Origin of the sequence: Legionella wadsworthii DSM 21896 = ATCC 33877 (genome assembly GCF_000701265.1) — a bacterium.
GTDB lineage: Bacteria > Pseudomonadota > Gammaproteobacteria > Legionellales > Legionellaceae > Legionella > Legionella wadsworthii.
On record NZ_JNIA01000023.1, the window covers coordinates 272,269 to 296,713 of the forward strand.

A 24,445-nucleotide genomic window follows, 5' to 3' on the forward strand; every position below is an offset into this window, starting at 1 on the left:
TTGCAAAATTCTTTCAACTGTGCTCAATCTGGCTATTCCCGAATGATAGGGGTAGCTTTTTAAATTTGAGGTCGGTTATGAAATTCGTTGATGAGGCAATAATTAAAGTAGAAGCAGGCCATGGTGGAAATGGTTGCCTAAGCTTCAGACGCGAAAAATTTATACCGAAGGGTGGACCTGATGGCGGTGATGGGGGTGATGGGGGCAGTGTATATTTTGAAGCCAGTACCGATTTAAATACTCTGGTTGATTTTCGATATAAGCGTCATTATAAAGCTGGCAATGGTCAATCAGGCATGGGTGGAAATTGTACTGGAAAAAAAGGGGACGATTTAACGATAAAAGTACCAGTTGGAACCTTGATTTATGATGTAGATACTGGGGAATTGCTAGGTGATATCAAAGAGCCTGGCGTTCCTGTATTAATAGCCCAGGGTGGGTTTCATGGTTTAGGCAATACTCGCTACAAAAGCAGCGTCAACCGTTCTCCAAGGCAAACTTCTCCAGGCAGCCCGGGAGAGTCACGACATTTACGCTTAGAATTACGTGTTCTAGCCGATGTGGGTTTATTGGGATTACCCAATGCTGGAAAATCAACATTAATTCGGGCAGTTTCTAGTTCGAAGGCTAAAGTAGCCGATTATCCCTTTACCACCCTGCATCCGAGCTTGGGTGTGGTGAGCATTTCATCACACAAGAGTTTTGTGATGGCTGATATTCCCGGCCTTATTGAAGGAGCTTCTACCGGAGCTGGGCTTGGGCATCGTTTTTTAAAACACCTTTCCCGTACCTGTATCTTACTTCATGTGATCGATATTGCCCCGTTGGATGAAAGTGATCCCGTTGCATCCGCCAAAGCCATTATTCACGAATTAGCAGAGTACAATCCCGAACTCTTGCAAAAACCGCGATGGTTGGTGTTGAACAAAATAGATATGATACCTGATGAGATCATCCGGAACGAGAAAATAAAAACCATAATAGACGGTTTAAACTGGAAAGATAAAGTATTTACTATTTCAGCAATCAGTGGGGAAGGGACACAACAATTATGCTATTCACTGATGCAACTGATTGATGAGATGAGAGAGTCTGAAGCATAGCCATTCTACAGCATGCTCCAGAACTGAAGCACTGCGATAGGGTATGCTATGGGTTTCATTGCCTTTCTGATCATGATATTTATATTCAATAATTAAATGAGCTGTTCCTTTTGCGGTTTGTTGTTGCCAATATTCCTCTAAGCCCTTTATATGAAATCTCAATGGATTTTGGTGCATCTCGGTAAATTGCAGCAAATGATAGATATTGGGTTTCGTGAGCATCGATTGGAGTAATCCACCAGTTGCTTCATCAATAATGGTAACGGGTTCATTAAAATGAGAAATCAATTCACGTAAGTATTCGGAAGCTTTTTTTTCAACAGTACTAATAATATGAGGTTTTAAAAGAGGATCTACAATTGTTTGTATTTGAGCAGCAAGGTTGGGCTTACAACGTACTTTAAATTCGATATAAGGTGATTCCCAGCGATAGCCTGTTTGGCAATCGATGTTTTGCAGTGCATTTTCTAATTTTTCAGCTATTTCGCTTTCGGCCAATCCAAAAATTTTCCATTTAAGTATTTGTTTTTGACTGTGGGCAGTTTGTTGTAACACAGGGAGAACATCATGATGAAACATTGGCAAACATTCACGAGGTGGTCCAGGTAATAGGAAAAAGGATATATTATTCCAAAAATAATAACATCCTAAAGCACTACCTGAGGGGTTGGGTAAGAGCTTTGCTTTTTCTGGAAATAGACATTGCTGCAAATTACCTTGACTCAGGGATAAATTGGCATTTTTTAATCTATTTTTAATGTGTTCTAGCGCGACAGTGTGTTTGATCAATGCCTCGCCAGTAAATTTTGATAAGGCAAAACGCGTCAGGTCATCAGTCGTTGGCCCTAGCCCACCAATGATGATAATGATATTATGGCCTTGAGTCAGAAAGCTTAGACAGTTGATGATATCCACTTCTTTATCGCTACAAGCAACGTGCAAGCCTAATGATAATCCTTCAGAACTCAAAGTATGGGCAATATCACGGCCATTCGTGTTGAGCGTGTCACCATGAACTATTTCGTCCCCTGTAGCTAAAATGGCTATCGTCATTTTTCATTTTCCCCACGTCTTTGTAAATTGATTTTATAGCATAATTTGAAAAATCTGTAATAGTTATTGACATTTATTCTCAAATTGCCTAATAACTAAAAAAGGTGGTCTTTTTAATGATATTTAAGTCTCTTGCCCATCAAAGTTTTATATTAAGGTATGTGAGGAGAATTTATGGAATTTGCAAGCCGTTATGTAGCGCATATCCCAGACGCTCAAGGGTTTGTTGATTATTCTGCAGAAGAAAATAAAATTTGGAATATTTTATTTGAAAGACAAATAAAATTGATTCCAGGACGAGCTTGCGATGAATTCATCTCGGGATTAAAAACTTTAGGAATAAATTCTAAAGTGATACCACAAATTCCGGATTTAAACCAAAGATTAAAAGCAAAGACGGGATGGCAAGTGTCTGCTGTTGCTGCCCTAATCTCAGCTCGGGAATTTTTTGAATTGCTGGCAACAAAACATTTCCCTGTAGCCACATTTATTCGCAATGAAGAAGAACTAAACTATGTGAAAGAGCCTGATCTTTTTCATGAAGTTTTTGGTCATTGTCCCATGTTGACGGACAAAATATATGCGGAATTTGTCTATGATTATGCCCGGAAAGTATTAACTTTCCCTGAATCAGACTGGCCTTTATTACAACGGATGTTCTGGTATACCGTTGAATTTGGTTTAATTCAAGGCGATAAAGGCTTGCGTGCATATGGTGGGGGGATATTGTCTTCGATAAGTGAAACGGTATATAGCGTGGAAAGTGATATTCCACTTCGTGTTATTTTTGATCCCATCGTGGCATTCCGAATGCCCTACCGTATTGATATGTTGCAGCCGGTTTATTTTGTAATTCATAATTATCAGGTTTTATACGATTTTGTTTTATCCGATATAGGTAAATTATTAGCTCGAACTCGGGAGCTTGGCGAATTCCCTCCATTATTTAAAGTGGATCCCAATAATCCGAATATTCATATTCGTGCCTGCTAGTCTTTACTTTTTTGAATAAGTTGATGCTGGGAAAGCAAAGTCCGTCTAAAATTTAAAATATGTAGGAAAAGTATTTGTATTGTAATGATCAACTAGTCTTGTTAACATCGGGCAACCTAGTTTGTTCATTGGCTGTTTGAAGTCAAGGAGCATTATTTGATTAAAGTACTAATTGTTGATGACCATGCATTGGTTCGAATGGGTATTCGACGATTACTCGAAGATATGTCGGACGTAGAGGTAGTTGCTGATGCAGAAAGCGGTGAACAAGCTTTAGCATTGGTAAAAAAACATTCCCCTGACGTGGTCCTTTTAGATATGAAAATGCCTGGAATTGATGGCTGGGAAGTAACACGTCGTCTAAAAAAATCTAATCCGCATGTTAAGGTTATTGCTGTAACCGCAATGTGTTCCGATGTGCTGCCTACTCGCGTCTTGCAATTAGGTGCAATGGGTTATTTAACGAAAGAATCCGGTGCTGAGGAAATGGCTGCCGCCATAAGAAAAGTGGCCAAAGGGGAAAAATATCTAAGTGCCGAGATCGCTCAGAAAGTGGCGATCAATAGCCTGGAGGAAGTACAAGGTTCACCTTTTGATGTTTTGTCTGAACGGGAAATGCAAGTGATGCTGATGATTACAAGTGGCATGAACGTTCAAGAAATTAGTGACCGGCTTTTTCTTAGCACGAAAACAATTAATGGTTATCGGTATCGAACGTTTGAAAAATTAGGCATCAAAAATGATGTAGAGCTTACCTACCTGGCTCTAAAACATGGAATTATTGAAAACCCCATCGACCTGGCATCTGAAGATCAAAAATCCTAGAGTGAAAAAATTTTTCATGCAGCGCAATGGAATAAAAAGTTAAAAATTTTCATTTCCTGGTTTTCGTTGCCAGCTAAGATTTTTTTTTACATTCAGAATTATTGCTATGATTAATACATGAATATCTCAACCGAATTAGCTTTGTTTCTTAGTCAATTACCAAATGATCCTGGTGTATATCGTATGTTGGATGTAGCAGGTCATCTTTTGTACGTAGGTAAAGCCTCCAATTTAAAAAAACGGGTAACAAGTTACTTTAACAAACAAAATACTGGAATTAAAACCCGTTCTTTGGTGAATCAAATCGCTTCTATAGAAATATCTGTCACACGTAGTGAAACAGAAGCCTTGTTGTTGGAAAGCAATTTGATTAAAACTTTAAAACCTAAATATAATGTTTTATTACGTGATGATAAATCTTACCCTTACATTCATCTATCTAACCATGCAGAATTCCCGCGGATAGAGAGCTATCGTTCTAAGAAAAAACCTCTTTCCGGAGATTTTTTTGGTCCATATCCCAGTATGGCCGCTGTAAAAGAAACGATAGTGACCATACAAAAAGTATTTAAAATAAGAAACTGCCGTGACAGTTATTTTAATGCGCGCTCAAGACCTTGCCTCCAATATCAAATCAAACGATGTACAGCACCTTGCGTCAACTACATAACCCCTGAAAATTACAAGCTTTCTTTGTATGACGCCATGCGGTTTTTACAAGGCAAATCACAGTTAATCCTTGATGAACTGGCCAAGCGCATTGAAAAAGCGGTACGCGATTTAAATTTTGAAGAAGCAGCAATTTTGCGCGATCAAATCAAAAGTTTACGATTGGTTCAAGAACAACAAGGTATATTACAATTACGTGGGGATGCAGATGCCATTGCTATTGAAGTAAGTCCAGGATTTGCTTGTGTTCAATGCGTGACAATTCGAGAGGGACAAGTATTGGCAAGCCGTAGCTATTTTCCTTCTGTACCACAAAAAGGACCGGATGCTGAGCTTAGTATGGAAGACTTATGGCAACAAACCTTTGAAGCGTTTATCGGCTTTCATTATTTGGATACTCCAGAAAAAATTCCGGCTTTAATTATTACCAATCATACATTATTGGATCACCAATCATTACAAGAAGTCCTATCCCAGCAAAGAGGTAAGGCATGTAAAATCCAAGTAAATCCTCGAGGGATCAAGTCGCGTTGGATGGATTTTGCACTAAATAATTTACGTGTCTCCGTAGCTGAATATGTCACAAAGCATTCTACAATGAGATCTCGTTTTCAGGAATTAGAGCAGTGGTTACAATTAAATAAACCAATTGAGCGAATGGAATGTTTTGATATCAGCCATACTCAAGGTGAAGCAACCATTGCATCCTGCGTGGTATTTGATCATGAAGGTCCTTGTTCATCAGAATATAGACGTTTTAATATCGAAGGGATTACTCCAGGAGATGATTATGCAGCAATGGAACAGGCAATTACCCGGCGTTTTAAACGCCTGGTAGAAATTCAATCCTTACCGGATGTATTAATTATCGATGGAGGCAAAGGCCAGGTTGGCGTGGCTCAGAAAGTTTTGGCATCATTAGGGGTTTCAACCGTCACATTACTTGGTGTGGCTAAAGGACCTTCTCGCAAAGCTGGATGGGAAAAATTAATTTTAGTACATGAAACGCAAGAGGTGACTTTACCTGAAGATTCTAAGGCATTGCATCTATTACAGCATATTCGAAATGAAGCACACCGTTTCGCCATTACGGCGCACCGGAAAAAAAGGCAGAAAAAGAGATTAGATTCAACTCTTGAGGATATAGAAGGAGTTGGGGCAAAACGTAGGCAAGCATTATTACATCGTTTTGGCGGAATTCGCGAGCTGTCCAAAGCACCTGTAGAAGAAATTGCCAAGGTATCTGGCATCAGTGAAGAATTAGCCAAACGTATATTCCAATTTTTTCATCGGGATAGTCTACTCGTATAAGAATACTAATAAGTAGCATTCTTAAATCGAAAAAAGTTTTGGAAAAACAAACCCTCGTCATTTTTATTTATGCCCTAATCATAGGGTTCAGTTCATCTCACCAGGGATTTCTATTAGAAATAAAAGAATATTATTGATAACGCTAGCAAAATTTCAAATATTCGTACTAAACTTATTTTAGATATGCTCGAATAATAATTAATAAGAATTGATATTTAAGCACAAATCTTGCATGTAATAATAAAAAAGTAAGGTGAGAGGGGGGCATATGTATAGACTACTTTCTGCTGCATTGATGATGCTGATGGCTTCCGTGGGTATTGCGAATAATTTTTATGGCACGGGATTATGTGGCTACCCACAATATGATTGTATCAAGGTGGAATCGGGACAAACTTGGGACTCTTTATTTCCTGATGAAAACCAACGGGATATCGTACAAAGAGTCAATCGAACTTATAATCCGTTGTGGGCGGGTAAAATCATCGCGGTACCAAAAAATCTTGCTTATCTTAATGTGTTCGATGTATCTCCATTCCCATTAAGAATCCCAGAACATCAAAAGCAAATCATTGTTGATCAAGACAAATTAGCTTTCGGAGCATATGATGTGAATGGCAATTTGGTGAAATGGGGTCCTATTTCTTCCGGAAGAGATCGGTGTCCTGATGCAAATCGCTCTTGCCGAACTTTGACCGGAATTTACCGGGTTTTCAGTAAGGAAAATGAAAAATGCGTCTCCGATGTGTTTCCTATCGGCAAAGGTGGGGCTAAGATGCCTTTTTGCATGTTTTTCCATAAGGGCTTCGCATTGCATGGATCCGAGGATATCCCAGGAGTAAGAGCAAGCCATGGATGTGTCCGCATGTTTACACAAGATGCCAAATGGTTAAATCTAAACTTCGTTGAATTATCAAGTGAGCGCAATAATTTTATGGGTACGACAATTATTGTACGTCCAATAAATGACAGTGAGTGAGAAAGATGATGAAAACATTAAAAATAGTCACTTTGATTCCAATGATGTTTTTCTTAGGGTTACTGTTTACTCACCTGGAAGCCGCCAAGCCCAAAAAACTAGATCCAATTGAAGCACAGGCTAAAGCCGAAAAGGAGGAAGCCAGGTTTCCTATAGGATGCAGGGCAGTGGGATATAAGGAAAGTTTAAAGGTGCTGACTCTTTTCCCTGGAAAAGAGGGTGCCCTGCAGTCATTATATTTTTTCTTTAATAAAACGTCACAAACGGTCAGCTTGTACCAAATGCGAGATGAAGACAGTGAATATACTACCCGATACAATCATACAATAGGTGGTCGTCAATGGGCTGCGTTAGCAACCGGTGAACCCTTGGTTAAATTTATTTGTACTTTAGGCGATGGTAAAACTTCTTATGGAAAAATCATTGACTGCGCTGACACGATAAAAGTATGTGAATATGTTAATGTTAGATTTGGTTTGAATAATAAAGGCAATTTTTGGATAGTAGATGGCACTACACGAAATGGAGCCGTGAATGAGGTAGTGCATTACGGCATAATACCTGGGGTATAAATCTGAAATAACGATAATCAATTCAGGTTATTTGCCATACTAAGAGGGAGAATGTCATGAAATCGCTAGTACCTTGGGTATGTTTGTTTGTGGCGTCAGCAGGTCAGAATGCGTTTGCTGATAATTTTAGCGCTTATCGAATGGGGAATTACAATAGCGCGATTGAGCCATTGATGAACCAGTCAGGAAAAAATGCTGTCGCTGATTACTACTTAGGACGAATTTATCTTTATGGATATGGTCAATTTAAAAATACCCTATTAGCGATTCGTTACTTTACCCGATCTGCAGAAAAAGGATATCTCCCTGCTATCCAAATATTAGCTAAATACACTTTATTACATGATAAGGATCCACAACAAGCTTTTGTTTGGTTTAAAAAAGCGGCAGATGCTGGTGATGTAGAGGCCCAAATGTTTACAGCAGCTGCTTATATGTATGGAGTTGGCGTCAAAAAAAATGCAGATGCAGCAACCCGGTATTATATTAATGCAGCTAAAAATGGAAACGCCCTTGCACAATATACCTTAGCGAAGAACTTTATTGATAGCCGCAATTCATCCAATAAAAAACTTGGATTGATTTGGTTAAACAAGGCAGTTATCAATGGCAATATCCAGGCAAAAACAAAACTAGGAAAGCTTTACCTTGAAGGAAAACTGGTCGATAAAGATGAAAAAAAAGGGGAGGAATTATTGAATCAGGCTGCAGCCCAAGGATATGCGCCGGCAATGGTGGCTTTAGGCGAATGGGCTTTGGCGCATGATCAAAAAGACCAAGCCTTGGAATGGTTTAAACAAGCAGGTAATCATCAAAGTAATGAAGCCTATTTAGATTTAGCTCAGATTTATTTACAGCAGAAGAGTCCCATTTATGATCCCAAAGCAGCATATATTTGGACTTTGAAAGCAGCTCAAAATGGAATGCCACAAGCCAAACGCGAACTTGCTGAAATGTACCAAAAAGGAATAGGTGTCGAAGCGGATCCAGAGATAGCAAAGCAATGGCTCAATCAAGCAAATCAAGATGAAAGCGCAAAAAATCAGGAAGCTGCTTTGGCTCAGGCAGCACTTTGGTTAAGTAATGGCACGACAGATAAATTAGAGCAAACTGATTTTCAAATGAAAGGAATTTTGAGTGCCTGGCATAATCCCACCGTATTGGGGGATTTTGCTTATAATCAATCTCCTCAACTGAAGAAGATAATGCGTCATACCATTTTTCAGCCCCAATTTGAATTGGTTAAGCCCAATGATGTGCCGATAACCAGTTATTATGATGCAATTTTGAACAAAACACCTGGATTTCAAGCAAATCAATGGACTTATCCTCATTATCCCTTGGATCACCAGATTTCTGTTTTAGAAAGGACAAATACACCAATCTATTCGCGGATCAATCTACCGGTGCCTTATATTGACGCCAATTATTATGATTATGATGATTATTCGCAAGCAAACATTATGGATTTATGGACGAAAGATTGGCAGGCACAACTGAATTATATGTCTGTATTCAATCATTTATATTTTAGGGCCATTCTGGGTGATGCCCGATCTCAATTTCAAATAGGACAAATGTTTCAGTATGGAATTGGGGTGGCACAAAGTGATTCTTCAGCCATTATTTTTTATCAAAATGCGGCGCAACAACAACACTTGGGCGCGGAATACAATTTAGGTATTTTATATTTGCAGCATGCAAAAGATAAAAAAGATTACCAGCTTGCGTTAAGTGATTTAACTGATGCTGCATTTAAAGGAAATAAAAAATCTCAATACGTATTGGCCCGTATTCTGTCACAAGGAATAACTGGTCCCGACGGCACAGTCTACATACAACCCAACCCAGATCAGGCAACGTCTATGTTGTATCTCGCTGCAGCCAACAATTATGGTCCTGCAGAATATGAATTAGCAGATAATTTAGCACGACAAAATGACAGTAATTTAAGTGTGAATATTCGGGAACATAAAATCAATATGATTCGCCAGTTATATCAAGGCGCAGTGGATCGAGGAGTCTCCCAGGCCTTATTGCCTCTAGCATTTTATAATGCCATGAGTGAGGACCAGCAAAAACAGCACAAGGCTTTTCAAATTGCTCGAGAGCAGGCAGCAAGCGGTAATGAAAATGCAGCCTTATTGCTTGGGTTACTTTATGATCGAGGCATCGGTATCAAAGCCGATCCGGGTCAAGCCATTGCTTGGTATCAACAATCAGGCCAAAATGCAGTCAGTGATTTTATCTTGGGAACTTATATGGCTCAAGGAAAAGGGGTAGCTCAAGATAAAACTAAATCGATGGAAAAATTACAACAATCCGTCGAGGATAAATTCTCTTATGCGGACTTTAATATGGCTGTATTACAAAAAGAGCAAGGACAAGATTTTTTACCTAATTTAATCCGTTCTTATAAGTTAGGGAACAGCCATGCTGGAATTGTATTAGCCGATTATTATTTATCCGAAGGTTCTAGCCTCGAAAAAATGCAAGAAGCCAAGCAAATATATACTGGTTTGGCTGAAAAAGGAGATCAGCATGCTCAATTAAAATTAGCTTTCATGCTTGAAAAAGGTTTAGGTGCTGAACCCAATCTCGCTGATGCCCAACGCTGGTATACCGCTTCTGCGGATCAAGGGAATCCCTTGGCGCAATTTCTATTGGGTCGATTTTACCAGTTGGGCGAGAATGGCGAACCGGATTATACTTTAGCGAAGCAGTGGTATCAGAAAGCTGCAGCTGTTTTACCTGAGGCTTCAGTTGCTTTAGGTTTTATAGCTGAGACAGTGAATGACAATTATGTTGATGCCTTAAAAGCTTATGAACAAGCTGCTGCGAAAGGAGATGCTCTAGGATTATATAATTTGGCTCTGATGCATTTATACGGTAAAGGAGTACCTGTCAATTATCAGAAAGCCAGGGACTTATTTGTTGATGCGGCAACCCACAAGGTCCATGAAGCAATGAATCAATTGGGCGCAATTTATTTCAATGGATGGGGTTATCCTCGAGATACGCAGCAAGCCTTATCCTGGTATAAAAAAGCAGCCGAACTTGGGGATGCTAATGCACTTTATCAATTGGGATTACTGTCTGAAACAGGTATCACTACCAAGATAGATTTTTCCAATGCGATTAAATACTACGAACAATCTGCAGAAAAAGGCAATGAGAAAGCAATGTTGGCTTTAGCAAGAATGTATCATTATGGGTTAGGGGTTGAAAAAAATCCAAAATTGGCCGCAAACCTGTATGAGAAGTTGGCTGCACGACAAAATGCCTATGCCCAATATCAATTAGGAACTTACTATCTGGAAGGTACTGCAGGGGAGCGTTCTCTTGCTAAAGGGAAACAATTGCTGCAGCAAGCCAGCGAAAATGGCAGCGTACAAGCACGTAAAGTTTTACAAAGAATGGAAGCTCAAACTCAAGCGCGAGTTAGTTTTATTGAGCCTATCTTCATGAATAGAGCTCCCGTTATAGATGGACAGGAAGCGGATTTTATGTATTTACAAGCATTAAATGAATGGAATCAAGGTGATGAAATTCTATCACGGATGATTTTGCAGCATTTAGTCACACAGTATCCTAACTTTATACCTGCCAAAAAAGCTTTTGATCAATTGAATCAGGTACAAAGACTCAGCATTTACGGATAATTCTTCTTTCAAACCGGGTGGAGGTGCCTAACCCCCACCCGGTATCATTATAAATTATCGTGCTTTTCCTATCTCCCAGTTCTGATAGATACAAATAATGTTATTTTCCTTGGGACAAATTCTTGCATATTTTATAAATTTTACCCAAAATAACCTTTGATTTATCTCGTTTCACAAGGAAGTCTCAAATCCAAATAAAAGGGGCGATGAAATGGAATATTCAGTTACTTTTTGTGTATTTGATCATACTGTAGGCGGGAATCCATTTTGGCATGGTTCTTTTTTTTTATCCAAACTGGATAAAAACAAAAACATGCTTGAAGTTGTTGATACCTGGGGGTTCTACGGGGTAACCAGTACTGGAGATAAAAGTGGTCGCTTTGAACAATTCAAAAGAGAGTATCATTTAGATGTTGATCTCCAAGGCAATCACGGCATGTTAACCCACGAAGAACTTCGCTTTATGGATTTAGGACATGGATTACATGGCTATACTTTTGAACTAATGCAACAACAATTCGATGAATTACGAAGAAGATGCGTTCAAGCTGTAGAGGAACAGGAAGCTGCGATAAGGGAAATTATCGGCGATGGCCAAAATTTTAAAGTGGACCCTCAAAGGGAAGGCCGAATTTATAGAGAAGAAGCTTATTCACGACAAATTTACGAAATAGAACAAATTAAAGCAAAAATTGAGGGGCGTCCCTCTAGGCTAAAACCTTTTGATTTTCAACTGTCTTTAGGTTATCAGAGAGTGGCATTCTTTGGGTTCGAGTTTTGGTTGCCCTTTCCCAGCGTCGAAAAATCAAATACATGTAAAACTAGGGCGGTTTCTCTTTTAGAAGGCATTCTCACTGAAAAACAATTAGCCCCCTTCAAAAATTCTTCTTTACCTCGATTTATTCCGGGATTAGAGCCTATTTTGTTGCATAGCGAAGGAACATTACGTCCGCACACCAAAACCTCAGGAAAACAGGTTTTTTTTCGAAATTGGAAAGATAAAGATGTTAAGTTATATTGGAGTGTCCCCCCTCAAGCCTTTGATCCCTTATCGCAAAGCTCCTACAATCTTTGCCATATCGATGCAGATTATCAACATGAAGTGAAGAAGATTGTCAGTCAACTTCAACGTTTGGAATGGGCCATAAGAAATGCTTCCCTGGATGAAATGTATCAAAGCGCCAAAGATAATTTGAATCAATATAAAAATGATTTAGCTGATCGTATCATGAACTGTTATAGGAAATTTTCAACGATTGAGCCTAAAAGTGAAGTAAAAATTTCCGGATGGCAAGGGTTTGCTCTCTCATTGTTTGCTCTCCCCAGAAGTGAAGAGGGAGCGAAGCTACAATTCAAAATTTATGAAGCTAAAATGCTTTTAAATTCTGTATACATGGCTATTGTAGATAGATGGGAAATTTTTAATGATTATCCTTCGGAAACTTCTACGGTTGAAGATGCAAAAGACTATAATGCGCTTGAAGCGCTCGCTTCTTATTTATCCTCAGAAGATAAGAAAATATTATGTGAAATAATAGGTCGGAGCTATTTGGAATCCGAAGAATTAAATTTAATGCATCCTACGACATAAGTTTTATATTCATACCAGGCAAGAGAGCTCTGACGATGAATTTTTCTGTTGATTTTCAACGAAAACAAAAATTTATTTTAAGAGATAATCAATCACATTTGAACTGGCGATTCGCCAGTTCAAATCTTTTGAAGAATTAGGCGCTCATTGATTTGAGACGGGCTACAAGGCGACTTTTAATACGAGAAGCTTTATTCTTGTGAATTAAGCCTTTTACAGCAGCTTTATCAATGACAGGTTGTGCTTTGGTGTAGGCAGCATGAGCGGCTTCTTTATCACCTGATTCAACAGCTTTAATTACATTTTTGATGTAAGTGCGGAACATTGAACGTGCACTGGCGTTATGTTGACGTAATTTTACGTTTTGGCGAGCACGTTTGATCGCTGATTTAATATTTGCCACTTAAAAATCTCCACTCATTCAGATGGTACAAAAGATGATGATCATGCACAATGAGTTAGAATTTGTCAATAGACTTCTTTGTTTATAAAGTATAAATTTGCTTCTACCTGTTGCTTTGTGTATTATTTATGACCAAAAAGTATCTGATCAAATTAATACCAATTTATGCGACGCACCTCTATGGATGCTAAAGGGTATCATTTAGAATTAGGACAGATACGGTATTTAGGTATATCATAAACTATTTTACTTTTGTGCATAAAAAAAATGTCAGCAACCGACTCAGAAATTATGATCCCAAAAAAACAAAGCTTACTACGTTCCACATCACTCGTTTCAGTGATGACTTTTATATCGCGAATTGTGGGTTTTATACGCGATATGGTGCTTGCTAATTTTTTTGGTGCCCAGGCTGGAATGGATGCTTTTTTTGTTGCTTTTCGTATTCCTAATTTTATGCGTCGCCTTTTTGCTGAAGGAGCTTTTGCTCAGGCTTTTGTTCCAGTGCTTGCAGAATATCAAAAAACACGTTCTGCAAGTGACGTGCGCATTTTCATAGCTCGTATTTCGGGGTACCTTGGTTCCATACTGAGTATCGTGACTTTAATTGGAATTTTTGCTGCACCGGTCATTATTTTTTTATTTGCACCAGGTTTTAGCCAAGACAGCAGCCGCGCTCTATTGGCTACAGAAATGCTGCGCATTACTTTCCCATTTTTAATGTTGGTTTCATTAACGGCTATGGCCGGAGCGGTATTAAATACTTACGGATATTTTGCCATTCCTGCGTTTACCCCGGTATTGCTGAATATTAGTATGATAGTTGCAGCAATTTATTTATGTCCCCATTTACCCCGTCCAGTAGTGGGTTTGGCTTGGGGGGTCCTTATAGCAGGTATTGCACAATTGCTTTTCCAAATTCCTTTCCTGCATCAACGTAATTTGCTTGTAAAGCCTCAGATCGTAAGAAATGACGCCGGAGTGAATAAAGTACTTAAGCTTATGGTGCCGGCATTATTTGGCGTTTCAATAGCCCAGCTTAATTTAATGGTGGATAGTATTTTTGCTTCTTTTTTAAAAGTTGGAAGTGTTTCGTGGTTGTATTATACAGACCGCCTTACCGATTTCCCCTTAGGGGTTTTTGGTGTGGCGATTGCAACAGTGATTCTTCCGCATTTATCTCGTAGACATGCAGAACAAAGTATCAGTCAATATTCCAGCGCATTAGATTGGGGGCTTCGATCTATTCTGCTTTTAGGGATTCCTGCTGGTTTAGGATTGTGTTTCTTCTCCTTGCCTTTAATCGCAAGCTGCTTTGCCTACGGAAAATTTACCAGTTATGATGTCATTCAGACGCAAAAAAGTTTAATCACATTGGGAGCAGGTGTCCCTGCTTTTATGATGATCAAAGTATTGGCTTCAGGTTTTTATGCCCGACAAGATATTAGTACCCCAGTTAAAGTGGGTGCAATTTCCATGGTTGTTAATACGATATTGTGTTCTCTATTTGTTTGGCATTTTGCCCATGCAGGATTAACTTTAGCGTCTGCAATAGCGGGCTATGTCAATTGCGGTACTTTATTATTTTTGCTCATCAGGCGAGGCGTTTTTAAGCCCTCCCCAGGGTGGTTAAAGTACAGCATACAATTACTTTTTGCCAATGGAGCAATTAGTGTTTATTTAATTTTAATGAGTGGTACAGTAAGCTATTGGCTTAGCTTTTCTCCTGTTTCCCGATTAAGCCTATTATCATTCCATGTTTTGGTTGTGATAATTATCTATTTCATTGTACTGGGGATAACAGGACTCAGACCTGCTCATTTTCGTGGCCAAGTGAAGGAATAAACCATGCAAGCAAAGATATTTTACGAAACCAAAAGTGATAACGCGATTTCTCTTTATTTTATTTCGAAAAATCAATGGGAAGAAGATATCAGCAAATTCACTTCTTTAGAGCAAAATTCGCTGAGCATGCACCAATTTAAAGGCAAACTAGGTGATTCTTGCATCATTCAGAATGCAGACGGGCTCATTGATAAGGTTTATATCGGAACAGGTGATGGAAATCAGGTCCAGGCATTAGCTCATGCAGCAATAATGCTTCCGCCCAATATCTATAAAGTTGAGGGTGAGTACTCACAAGAAGCAGCAATGAACTGGGCTTTGGCTCAGTATCGGTTTGAGCGCTATAAAAAACAGGAAATACAACCTCGTCTTTTAGTTGTGGACTCTGATGATTTACCTAATCTATTGGCGTTAACGCAAGCTCAATTCTTAGTAAGGGATTTAATTAATAAACCAACCAATGATTTAGGCCCTAAAGAATTAGCTGACGTCGTAGAGGAATTAGCCAATGCCCATAATGCACAATTTGAACAATGGGTGGGTGATGCATTACTTAAAAATAATTTCCCAGCGATCTACACAGTAGGACGTGCTTCCAAGGCAGCCCCTCGTTTGCTGTCGCTCACTTGGGGAGACCCAAAAAATCCTGCCATTACTTTAGTAGGAAAGGGAGTCTGTTTTGATAGCGGGGGATTGGATATAAAATCAGCTTCCGGAATGCGCCTTATGAAAAAAGATATGGGAGGAGCTGCTCATGTCATAGGACTTGCACAATGGATTATGACACGTCGTTTGCCGGTACATCTGCGCATGCTAATTCCAGCGGTAGAAAATTCGATAGGCCCTGATGCATTCAGGCCTGGAGATGTTATTACCATGCGTAATGGCTTAACGGTGGAAATACATAACACCGATGCGGAGGGCCGACTGATTTTAGGCGATGCTTTAGTGAAAGCATGTGAAGAAAAACCTGATTTAATTATTGATTTTGCTACCCTTACCGGAGCAGCACGTGTTTCCTTAGGTACTGATGTGGCTGCATTGTTTACTAATAATGATCAATTGGCTTCACAAATTACTGCAGCCTCCCATGGAACATCTGATCCAGTGTGGCGCTTGCCTTTATTCTCTGCTTATGAAGAATTACTCCGCTCCAACGTTGCTGATTTAGCCAATTCCAGTGATTATCCGTATGCCGGAGCAATTGTTGCCGGATTGTTCCTGCAACGATTTGTCACACCATCCATTCCCTGGATGCATTTCGATATTATGGGCTGGAATTTGAATAGTAAACCTGGGAAACCTGAAGGTGGTGAGGCAATGGGAATACGTACAGTGGCAGCGTATTTACAAGGGATTTATGGAGAATAGTAAAAGGTTAATTGAAGGAGATATAGATGTTAATTACTTTTCACACTGATGCTTACGAGGATATTACTTATTTTGCAGATGTTGCCAAGCGTCTACTCACACTGATGGGACATAGTGGCACTATTCCCGGAGCTATAAAATCAGAAAATCTACCGGATGCTTTAGAGAAATTGCAGATGGGACTTTCAAAAGAGAAAAAAGTGCCGGAGAATGACGAGGATGATGACTCAGATATCAGCTTGAAAAAACGCGCTGTACCATTAATTCAATTACTTCAATCTGCAATTAAAAAAAATAAAGATGTCCTTTGGGATTAAGCTTTATCATCATATAGAGTCGACGCAGCATCATTTCGGACACTAATTATTTGATGTACCTTAGGACACGATTGTGCTGCATACACATAGAATGAGATATTCTATTTATCTATTGCTAGAGTAGAGAGATTTCCAGGAAGTCTATTTTTTTAATTATTTTGCTTCAATTGGATGAGTGTGTAACTCGCAGCCTTTTATTCTGTAGTCTCTGTAATGCGCGCGGCTTAATTCTTTATCTGATTCCACATTAAGAACTATTTGCATGACGCGTTTGAACTTGGGAAAAAATTCTGGAATATAACTCGTAAGATTTAATAAAATATCATTAAATCCCCGGGGCTGTCCTTCGTAACCAATTTGGATTGGGGGAGGAGGCTCAGGCCCCTCGCCTTGAAGGTTGTGCGGGATAAAACTGTCATCTTTAAATGTCCATAAAAGCTCATCGAGATGTTCCGCATCTTGCTTGTCATTGCATAAAACATAGACTTTGTGTCCTTTAGCATAAGCTTTTTCCAAAAGACGACAAGCCACATTCCAACGTGCATCACTTTGGTCGGATGATAATAAATAAAAATCAACGCGAACTGGCAGCATGACGGATCATTTGTGTGAGTAAAGGAACAGGTCTTCCTGTCGCATTTCGATTTTTGCCGAAAATCCAAGCAGTACCTGCAATGTCTAGATGAGCCCATCGATATTTTTCTGTAAAACGGGACAAAAAGCATGCTGCCGTAATGCTGCTTGCTGTGCGATCGAACCCAGCATTAATCATATCTGCTAAAGGACTATCGATGGCATCTTGATATTCATCATCTAAAGGCATGCGCCAAACTCGGTCATTACTTTCTTGAGCAGCTTTTTCAATCATTGCCGCTAACTCTTCATCCTGGGTCATATAACCCGACGCTACAGTCCCTAATGCAACTATAATTCCGCCAGTTAGGGTTGCAATATCGATGACGAATTTAGGTTGATAACGTTCTGCATAAGTTAATGCATCGGCCAGTACCAATCGACCTTCGGCATCCGTATTAATCACTTCAACCGTTTGGCCTGACATACTGGTAACTATATCTCCTGATTTGACCGAAGTACCGCTCACCATATTTTCAGCGCTGGCGATTATCCCAGTAACATTTATTGGTAACTTTAATAAAGCACATGCTTTTAGAGTGCCTAAAACACTGGCAGCACCGCACATATCATATTTCATTTCATCCATTGCATTTGCGGGTTTGATGGATAATCCACCAGAGTCAAATGTAATCCCTTTCCCCACTAAAATGATTGGAGGAGTATCACCTGCTCCTTTGTATTGTATGTCAATAAGCCTAGGAGGTTGGGCTGAACCTTGAGCTACAGCCAAGAGGGTCTCCATTCCCAATTGGCGCATTTCATCAGGACCCATAACTTTACAACTCATGTGTTGGGTATATTCTTGGGCGAGCTTCATGGCTTGTTCGCCCAAATATGTGGGGGTACAAATATTAGCAGGCATATTAGCGAGGTTACGAGTCAATTCAACCCCTTTTGCAATGGCCTTACCCAATTTTAATCCCTCTTCATTAGTATGTGGTAAGTAAAAATGTACATTTTCCAGCAAATGAGGTTTGGCTTTTTTCTTTTTGAAATCGAGCATCTGGTAACATTGGTTATCTATATGTAGAACCATTTGTTCTAATTGCCAATCGGGTGAATACTGTTTTAATTGAGGCATGCAAAAGGTTGCTGAACGAACGCGGTGCCTGATTAATACTGAAGTGATTTCATTAATTCTTTTCTTGAGTTGGGATGAGGTAAACTTGGATTGCTCCCCACATTGAATGATAATTAAACTTCCTTGCAGGTCATGGTGCCACTGTATATCACCCGCTTCAGAGGTTTTCTTACTGAGTCTGCTGATAAGTCCATGGTGTTCCTTATCCAATGATTGAGCAAAATCCGGCAATTCAGCATCTGAAAATAGTCCCAGAATAAGACATTCACTGCTAGATAATGAAGGTTTTTGGCTTAATCCATAATTCATAGAATCAATTCCTGGCTGGATAAATGAATAAATCTAAGATAGTGGTAAATAATTTATTACACTACTCACTTCATGCTTTGTAGTGTAACGAAATTAAATTTTAATTGAAACAGTCATCTTACACCCCGATAAAGGTTTTGTAGGGACAACGATTTGAATGTTGATGCCTTTAATAGTTGGACTAGTTTGCGCTTTTTGAAGATATTGAACCAAGGGAACATCCACTACTTTCCCATATTCAGAAGAAGCTTGCCGAAAATACAATTGGCCTTTGGTTCTAATAGCAAACCCAAGATGTGAGATATTGAGAGCAGTACCAATTTTTTTGCTAAGATCCCAATTGGGCCTCACAATTTCAATGATTGCGCCATTAGGGATTTGTGAGAATAGATGCATATTTGGCTTATTTTTTTCATTAAACAATGCAGAAAATGGAAGATAGGGTACCTTTTCAGAGACAATTTCCAATTTCGAACCTTTATGTTTCAGTTCATTCAATCGCTCTTCGACATTGATACTGTCTTTATTTTCCAACCGGATTGTTTCAATGGTTTTGTAAGCATACCAATTAGGTTTATTAATCACAGCATCAGCAACTTTTGCGACCGACTTATTATTTTGATCTTTTATGGTATTGGTAATGTCTTTGAGTATTCCATTATGTTGATTGTTCTTATTCCAATCTAATCCTTGAAAATGGTTCCGTTTAAGGTAAGAAACAGCTCCATTTTTATAACGTATGTTTTTGATGCATTGTTGAAATGAGCTGAGAGAATTGGATACAGCTAAAGAGAGAACAGTGTTCACATAGGTATCACAATCAAAAGCATCGACACGGTATTTAGGAAATTGGTCATACCTTGCTTTTGCTCCCTCACCTAAAGAACCAAGGACATAATGTACCCCTAAAAACTGACTACTTATCCAATCAATCCTGTTCGCCATGGAATAATTCGGCATGGTACTTAGTCTGTGATATAGTTTTTCTATTGAGTAATCAGCCTGTTTTTCAGTACTATTTGAGTCAAATGCATTACTTTGGAAAGAAATGAGACAACAGGCTAAAAAAGCCAAATGTTTTAAGGGAGTCAGTGTGTACTTCATCAGGATCTTCTATCAAAAGCCAAAAAATAAACCTATTTTATCCTGTTCCACAGTAAGGAGGCAAGAATGCTCAATTTTATTTGGCTAGGAATGATTTTACTCTCAGTCATTGTCGGCATCATTGAGGGACGAATTGATGAGGTGACACGCGCTGTCACCGAGTCTGCAAAGCTTGGTTTTGACATTGCTCTTGGTTTAGCGGGCATTATGTCCCTCTGGCTAGGAATCATGTCTATTGCAAATGAATCGGGACTGGTTAATTTATTAGGAAAAATACTTAGACCCATCTTAAAAAGACTCTTTCCTGACATCCCGACAGAACATCCGGCAATGGGCGCTATTACCATGAATCTTGCTGCAAACATGCTAGGTCTTGCCAATGCAGCAACTCCCTTTGGGCTTCAAGCTATGAAAGAACTGCAAGTTTTAAATGAGCATTCAAAAATCGCAACCAACTCCATGTGTATGTTTCTAGCGATAAATACATCAAGTGTCCAGTTAATACCAGCTACAGCCATTGCTTATTTAGCTGCTAATGGCAGCACCAATCCCAGTGGGGTGATTGTGAGTTCATTAATCGCTACCATTTTCTCCACATTGGTTGCCATTATTTCTGTTAAACAATTAGCAAAATTATCCGTGTTTCGTATTGGAAGGAAGGATAGCCTATGAGTGGATTTGCAAGTCAATTATCCAATTGGATGCTGTTATTATTTATAGTCGGTATTCCTGTATATGGAGCTATAAAAAAAATTAATGTATTTGATGCATTTATAGTGGGAGCAAAACAAGGCTTTACCACCATATTAAATATTGTCCCTTATTTAATTGCCATGATAGTAGCAATAGGAATGCTTCGGGCATCAGGATTCTTTAACTTATTGGCACAGCTTCTTGCACCCTTGTTAGCCAAGATTGGCATGCCTCCTGAGGTATTACCTTTGGCTTTGATTAGACCCTTTTCGGGAAGTGCTTCAACTGGAATGATGGCAGAATTGGTTCATCAATATGGTGGTGACTCCCTCATTGCTAAAATTTCAGCAACGATGATGGGAAGTACCGAAACTACTTTTTATGTCATTGCTGTCTATTTTGGTTCTATTGGAATTCGTCGTACACGACATGCCATTCCAGCGGGATTAATTGCCGATCTCGCAGGAATTATTGCCTCCGTTGTTGTATGTCGCTATTTATTCCTTTAATTAACGCTTTAGTTCTTTTTGATCATAAAGAATAAGAGTTTGGTTTTCCGTGGAGCATGACGCGATTTCACTCATGAATCCAAAAAATTGAGTAAAATAAAGGTTGCATCCCGTGGTGAAAGTACGGGATGTAATGAGAAAAGTACTCTATCAAATTGACAGAATTGATAAAGCCAGACTACCCAACTTTGCTTTTTTTGCTATTCCTATTTTTTTCTTCGGTTGCATAGTTTGTTTTCTCAAGAGACTCCAGACGAGCAAAGACATTACGTACCTTCGCTTTAAATTGTGCCATCTCTCTTGCAGGAACAGGGGACGAAGTAGGTAAATAGGTTGTTGTTGGATTTCTTGGCTGATTATGAACATGCAATTCATAATGACAATGAGGGCCTGTAGCAAGTCCGGTTTGACCAACATACCCAATAACTTGGCCTCGTTTTATTCTAGTTCCTTTTGATAAACCTTTAGCAAAACGAAGCATGTGCCCATAGAGTGTACTGTATTTTTTATCGTGTTTAATTTCAATCATATTTCCATAGCCATTATGTCGGCCAATATTGGCGATAACTCCATCTCCGACTGATTGAATTGGAGTTCCAATGGGAGCTGCTAAATCAATTCCTTTATGGGCTCTTTTATAATGCAATATGGGGTGGTACCTAGAATTTGTAAATGTAGAACTTATATGGCTAAATTTAATCGGATATCGAGAAAAGGCTTTTTTAAAGCTTTCCCCTTTAGGCGTGTAGTAATCGCGTGTACCATTGGTACTAATATGACGAATTGCCTGTGCGGTTTTACCTTGATTGGTATAACTTACCGCAACGACATCACCAATACCTACCATTTTGTCTTCTACATAAAGGGCCTCATAAGCGATCGAAAACCGATCTCCGGTACGAACACGCGAAAAATCGATTTCTTTACGCAAAATCGAGGTCATTTGCTGAATTAATTTCCTGGATACACCCAAACGCTGGGCTGTAGCATATAAAGACCCCTTTACTTCACCGGTCATATAACGATCTTGCGTTTTTACTTTTTTGGAATCTACTTTAGTTTTATAGATTGCCCCATCGCGATAAACTGTCAGGGTTTGTATCATATTCATCGGAATTACTAATTTTTCCAATTTATTTTTATTAATTAAAAACTTAAGTTCCTGGCTTGGCTTTATGGAAGTCAGTGCTTTTGCATAAGGATTTTTTTGAATAACGAGATGTAAATTTTGTGCAGTTAGTCCTAGTCGTTTAAAAATTGTTGCCATGGAGTCTCCCGATCTTGGCCTGACGGTTTGCCACTCATTATCTTTCACAATATTTTTTACAGGCTTAACCGTATTCATCACATTCTCGACTATGATGTCTGCTGATTCTTGTGCAAGTTGGGGTTGGGACTCTTCAGCAATTTGTTCTTCTTTGTTCTGAAAAGAATCTTCGGGATAGTTTTCTTCTTGATAGGCTTCATCTTGGTATTCTTCAGATTCATCTCCATCCAGATCAGGCAAGGCAACGGATTGAGTTGTAGCGCCAGGAATTGGATGATGCGCGAATTTTTTAACAAGAAAATAGGGCAGCAAAAATGCAATAACCAATGCAAAACCCATTAATACCTTAGATGGCTTAGATTTATTATTTTTATTCGTTTTTCTTTTTTCGATATATATATAAGGTTTCTTATCCATCGTTTGCCTATACATCGCCATCTAGAATCATGCTATTGTCTGCACTTTTTATTTTTCTGATGACAAATTATCTTAAATCACCTTTTTAGGTATGGCAGGAAATTGCCAACCGGGCTAAGATACTCGGTGTGAGAAGATAGGTCAATCATTAAAAAAGGTTTTGATGTCATGATAGTCGAAGATTCAGTATGTTCGGAACTAGTAAGAAGCTGTGAAGAAGTACTTCCCCAGCATGAATTAGAAAAAAAATTACAAAAAGGCACACCTTTAAAAATTAAAGCGGGTTTTGATCCCACTGCGCCCGACTTGCATTTGGGACATACCGTATTACTTAATAAATTAAGACAATTTCAACAATATGGCCACGAAGTCATTTTTCTAATTGGTGATTTCACTGCAATGATTGGTGACCCAACTGGTAAAAATGTCACACGCCTGCCGCTTAGCCAAGAAACAGTTCTTGAAAATGCAAAAACATACCAGGAACAAGTTTTTAAAATTTTAGATCCGCTCAAAACAAGAGTAGCATTTAATTCTCAATGGCTAGCCCAGTTTAGTGCGGTTGATTTAATTCGATTGGCTGCGACACATACTGTGGCACGTATGCTCGAGCGCGATGATTTTAATAAGCGTTACAGCAATGGTCAGCCTATTGCAATTCATGAATTTTTATATCCCTTACTCCAGGGCTATGATTCAGTAGCACTTAAAGCGGATGTTGAGCTTGGCGGCTCCGATCAGAAATTTAATCTTTTAATGGGACGGGAATTACAAAAACATTATGGACTTGAACCTCAAGTTGTGATGATGACTCCATTAATAGAGGGATTGGACGGCGTGAAGAAAATGTCAAAGTCTCTGGACAATTATATTGGTATTTGCGAACCATCAGGAGATATGTTCGGTAAAATCATGTCCATTTCAGACGAATTAATGTGGCGTTATATTGATCTCCTTAGCTTCAAGACAGGGCAAGAAATACAGGCCTTAAAAAAATCTGTGAATGACGGAGTGAATCCCAGAGATATAAAGATAGATTTCGCTAAGGAAATTGTCGCCCGCTTCCATGATCAAGCACAAGCAGAACAGGCACATAAAGATTTTATTGAACGGTTCCAGAAAGGTATCATTCCTGAAAACCTGGAAGAACATACCATTAATATGAAAGAGCCGCTTTCCCTAGCTCAATTACTAAAACAAATGAATCTAACCCAAAGCACTTCGGAGGCCATTCGTATGGTGAAACAAGGTGCAGTAAAAATAAATGGTGATAAAGCTGAGGACCCAGGGCTTGAATTATCGAAAGGGCAATCTTATATCATACAGGTTGGTAAACGTAGAATTGCCAAACTGCATTTACAATAAACACTGTGTTACGATTTTTTTTAAAAAAATGAAAAAAGTGTTTGACACAGGGAGGGAAATCAGTAGAATACGCAGCACGCCTTCGGGGCAGGTTCATTAAGAAGAGAGAAGACAAACTGTGTGGGCACTTTGAAGAACTTTGAGTGCTTAAGAAGTATATAAAGAGAAGTAAGAAGCTGGTTTTAAACTGGCACAGGAATTGAACTGAAGAGTTTGATCCTGGCTCAGATTGAACGCTGGCGGCATGCTTAACACATGCAAGTCGAACGGCAGCATGGTCTAGCTTGCTAGACTGATGGCGAGTGGCGAACGGGTGAGTAACGCGTAGGAATATGCCTTGAAGTGGGGGACAACTTGGGGAAACTCAAGC

The 24,445-nt window shown here is 39.1% G+C and carries 20 protein-coding genes and 1 rRNA gene; 15 read left to right on the forward strand and 6 right to left on the reverse strand.

Annotated features, from left to right (window positions below; genetic code table 11):
- Positions 1–77 precede the first annotated feature (77 nt).
- A complete protein-coding gene (gene cgtA / locus BU07_RS0103565) occupies positions 78–1,103 on the forward strand; it encodes an Obg family GTPase CgtA (RefSeq protein ID WP_031563737.1) in 1,026 nt (341 codons plus the stop codon).
- Here cgtA and BU07_RS0103570 read toward each other — a convergent pair.
- Positions 1,059–2,156: a competence/damage-inducible protein A gene (locus BU07_RS0103570; protein ID WP_031563738.1), complete on the reverse strand. Its 1,098-nt coding sequence runs from the start codon at positions 2,154–2,156 to the stop codon at positions 1,059–1,061. The genes cgtA and BU07_RS0103570 overlap by 45 nt on opposite strands.
- Positions 2,157–2,330: 174 nt before the next feature.
- On the opposite strand from BU07_RS0103570, the gene phhA reads away from it, so the two are divergent.
- The 7 genes from phhA to BU07_RS0103605 all read left to right on the forward strand — a co-directional run bounded on the left by phhA (position 2,331) and on the right by BU07_RS0103605 (position 12,758).
- Positions 2,331–3,149, forward strand: coding sequence for a phenylalanine 4-monooxygenase (gene phhA, locus BU07_RS0103575; protein ID WP_031563739.1), 819 nt, complete (start codon positions 2,331–2,333; stop codon positions 3,147–3,149).
- Between the two features lie 156 nt (positions 3,150–3,305).
- Entirely contained in the window at positions 3,306–3,974 is a 669-nt protein-coding gene (gene letA, locus BU07_RS0103580; protein WP_031563740.1) for a two-component system response regulator LetA, read from the forward strand.
- A 117-nt stretch (positions 3,975–4,091) separates the two neighbouring features.
- Positions 4,092–5,954, forward strand: coding sequence for an excinuclease ABC subunit UvrC (uvrC, locus tag BU07_RS0103585; RefSeq protein ID WP_031563741.1), 1,863 nt, complete (start codon positions 4,092–4,094; stop codon positions 5,952–5,954).
- Positions 5,955–6,222: 268 nt separating this feature from the next.
- Positions 6,223–6,933, forward strand: a complete 711-nt coding sequence (locus tag BU07_RS0103590) for a L,D-transpeptidase (RefSeq protein WP_031563742.1) — start codon at positions 6,223–6,225, stop codon at positions 6,931–6,933.
- A gap of 8 nt (positions 6,934–6,941) precedes the next feature.
- Complete coding sequence (locus BU07_RS0103595; RefSeq protein WP_084157789.1) at positions 6,942–7,505, forward strand: endopeptidase IV; 564 nt, start codon at positions 6,942–6,944, stop codon at positions 7,503–7,505.
- 56 nt (positions 7,506–7,561) lie between these two features.
- The gene (locus BU07_RS0103600; protein WP_031563744.1) at positions 7,562–11,167 is read left to right on the forward strand and encodes an SEL1-like repeat protein; all 3,606 of its coding nucleotides are present in this window, start codon (positions 7,562–7,564) and stop codon (positions 11,165–11,167) included.
- Between the two features lie 211 nt (positions 11,168–11,378).
- Positions 11,379–12,758 (forward strand): hypothetical protein, encoded by a 1,380-nt coding sequence (locus BU07_RS0103605; protein ID WP_031563745.1) that lies wholly within the window; start codon positions 11,379–11,381, stop codon positions 12,756–12,758.
- A gap of 136 nt (positions 12,759–12,894) precedes the next feature.
- Here BU07_RS0103605 and rpsT read toward each other — a convergent pair whose 3' ends face one another.
- Positions 12,895–13,161: a 30S ribosomal protein S20 gene (gene rpsT / locus BU07_RS0103615; RefSeq protein ID WP_031563746.1), complete on the reverse strand. Its 267-nt coding sequence runs from the start codon at positions 13,159–13,161 to the stop codon at positions 12,895–12,897.
- Between the two features lie 267 nt (positions 13,162–13,428).
- Here rpsT and murJ point away from each other — a divergent pair, with 267 nt between their 5' ends.
- Genes murJ through BU07_RS0103630 form a run of 3 tightly spaced genes read left to right on the forward strand, consistent with a single transcriptional unit; the run spans position 13,429 to position 16,694 of the window.
- Positions 13,429–15,006, forward strand: a complete 1,578-nt coding sequence (murJ, locus tag BU07_RS0103620; protein ID WP_031563747.1) for a murein biosynthesis integral membrane protein MurJ — start codon at positions 13,429–13,431, stop codon at positions 15,004–15,006.
- A gap of 3 nt (positions 15,007–15,009) precedes the next feature.
- Positions 15,010–16,377 carry a M17 family metallopeptidase gene (locus BU07_RS0103625; protein WP_031563748.1) on the forward strand — a complete coding sequence of 456 codons (1,368 nt, stop codon included), beginning with the start codon at positions 15,010–15,012 and terminating at the stop codon, positions 16,375–16,377.
- A 26-nt stretch (positions 16,378–16,403) separates the two neighbouring features.
- Positions 16,404–16,694 carry a DUF1840 domain-containing protein gene (locus BU07_RS0103630; RefSeq protein ID WP_031563749.1) on the forward strand — a complete coding sequence of 97 codons (291 nt, stop codon included), beginning with the start codon at positions 16,404–16,406 and terminating at the stop codon, positions 16,692–16,694.
- Positions 16,695–16,847: 153 nt separating this feature from the next.
- Here BU07_RS0103630 and BU07_RS0103635 read toward each other — a convergent pair whose 3' ends face one another.
- From BU07_RS0103635 to BU07_RS0103645, 3 genes are all read right to left on the reverse strand, one after another.
- On the reverse strand, positions 16,848–17,288 hold the full coding sequence (locus BU07_RS0103635; RefSeq protein ID WP_031563750.1) for a DNA polymerase III subunit chi: 441 nt from the start codon (positions 17,286–17,288) through the stop codon (positions 16,848–16,850).
- Positions 17,269–18,720 carry a leucyl aminopeptidase gene (locus BU07_RS0103640; RefSeq protein WP_031563751.1) on the reverse strand — a complete coding sequence of 484 codons (1,452 nt, stop codon included), beginning with the start codon at positions 18,718–18,720 and terminating at the stop codon, positions 17,269–17,271. Before BU07_RS0103640 ends, BU07_RS0103635 begins: the two co-directional genes overlap by 20 nt.
- A 93-nt stretch (positions 18,721–18,813) precedes the next feature.
- Positions 18,814–19,824 carry an N-acetylmuramoyl-L-alanine amidase-like domain-containing protein gene (locus tag BU07_RS0103645; RefSeq protein ID WP_031563752.1) on the reverse strand — a complete coding sequence of 337 codons (1,011 nt, stop codon included), beginning with the start codon at positions 19,822–19,824 and terminating at the stop codon, positions 18,814–18,816.
- Between the two features lie 66 nt (positions 19,825–19,890).
- Between BU07_RS0103645 and BU07_RS0103650 the strand changes: the two genes are divergently transcribed.
- Positions 19,891–20,496, forward strand: coding sequence for a nucleoside recognition domain-containing protein (locus tag BU07_RS0103650; RefSeq protein ID WP_031563753.1), 606 nt, complete (start codon positions 19,891–19,893; stop codon positions 20,494–20,496).
- Positions 20,493–21,026, forward strand: a complete 534-nt coding sequence (locus BU07_RS0103655; RefSeq protein WP_031563754.1) for a spore maturation protein — start codon at positions 20,493–20,495, stop codon at positions 21,024–21,026. The genes BU07_RS0103650 and BU07_RS0103655 overlap by 4 nt, the downstream gene beginning before the upstream one ends.
- A 178-nt stretch (positions 21,027–21,204) precedes the next feature.
- On the opposite strand, the gene BU07_RS0103660 is transcribed toward BU07_RS0103655, so the two are convergent.
- Positions 21,205–22,710, reverse strand: a complete 1,506-nt coding sequence (locus tag BU07_RS0103660) for a peptidoglycan DD-metalloendopeptidase family protein (RefSeq protein ID WP_031563755.1) — start codon at positions 22,708–22,710, stop codon at positions 21,205–21,207.
- A 168-nt stretch (positions 22,711–22,878) separates the two neighbouring features.
- Between BU07_RS0103660 and tyrS the strand changes: the two genes are divergently transcribed.
- On the forward strand, positions 22,879–24,075 hold the full coding sequence (tyrS, locus tag BU07_RS0103665) for a tyrosine--tRNA ligase (protein ID WP_031563756.1): 1,197 nt from the start codon (positions 22,879–22,881) through the stop codon (positions 24,073–24,075).
- A gap of 201 nt (positions 24,076–24,276) precedes the next feature.
- Positions 24,277–24,445: ribosomal RNA gene (locus tag BU07_RS0103670) — 16S ribosomal RNA — on the forward strand; the annotation flags it as partial.